The following is a 1007-nucleotide window of genomic DNA, read 5'->3' on the forward strand; positions in this document are numbered from 1 at the left end:
GCTGGAGATTGCCGCAAAAATAGCCGCCAAGAGCCCGGCCATGATCCGCATCGCCAAGGAGGCGCTCACCGGCATCGAGGATGGCGACCTGGAAGCCAAGTACCGCTGGGAGCAGGGCTTCACGCTGCAGGCCTACATGAGCCCCGATTCCAGCGAAACCCGGGCGGCCTTCGTCGAAAAGCGCGACGCCAAATTCTGAACCAGAGGACGCAACGATGGACCTGAACTACACCCCTGCACAACAGGCCTTCCGGGTCGAGGTGCGCGACTGGCTGCAGGCGCATGTGCCGCGCGAAAAATTCGCCAGCTACGACACGCGCGAAGGCTTCGAGCAGCACCGCCGCTGGGAAGCCACGCTGGCCGAAGGCGGCTGGAGCAGCGTGACCTGGCCCCGGGAGCTGGGCGGGCGCGGCTGCGACCTGATCGACTGGCTGATCTTCGAGGAAGAATATGCCGCCGCCGATGCGCCCATGCGCGTCAACCAGANCCTGGCCCCGGGAGCTGGGCGGGCGCGGCTGCGACCTGATCGACTGGCTGATCTTCGAGGAAGAATATGCCGCCGCCGATGCGCCCATGCGCGTCAACCAGAACGGCATCCTGCTGCTGGGCCCGACGCTGATGGAATTCGGCACTCCCGAGCAAAAGGCGCGCTTCCTGCCGCGCATGGCGCGCTGCGACGACATGTGGGCCCAGGGCTGGAGCGAGCCCAACGCCGGCTCCGACATGGCGGCCATCAGCAGCCGCGCCATTCGCGACGGCGACCACTATGTGCTTAACGGCCAGAAGACCTGGTCGACCCGGGCGGTGTTCGCCAACTGGGTGTTCGGCCTGTTCCGCAGCGACGCCAACTCCAGCCGCCACCACGGCCTGAGCTACCTGCTGGTGCCGCTCGATGCGCCGGGCATCACGATCCGCCCGATCCAGGCGCTCAACGGCAAGGAGGCGTTTGCCGAGATCTTCTTTGACGACGTGCGCGTGCCGCTCGAAAACCGCCTGGGCGATGAAGG

At 66.5% G+C, this 1007-nt stretch carries 1 protein-coding gene and 1 pseudogene; both read left to right on the forward strand.

Annotated features, from left to right (window positions below; translation table 11 throughout):
* Positions 1–199, forward strand: a pseudogene (locus QZH66_RS16910) (hypothetical protein); the annotation flags it as partial.
* A gap of 251 nt (positions 200–450) precedes the next feature.
* A partial coding sequence (locus QZH66_RS16915; RefSeq protein WP_305807017.1) for an acyl-CoA dehydrogenase family protein occupies positions 451–1007 on the forward strand: 557 nt, incomplete at its 3' end.

The organism is Stenotrophomonas sp. YIM B06876 (assembly GCF_030711595.1).
In the GTDB taxonomy this organism is placed as follows: domain Bacteria; phylum Pseudomonadota; class Gammaproteobacteria; order Xanthomonadales; family Xanthomonadaceae; genus Stenotrophomonas.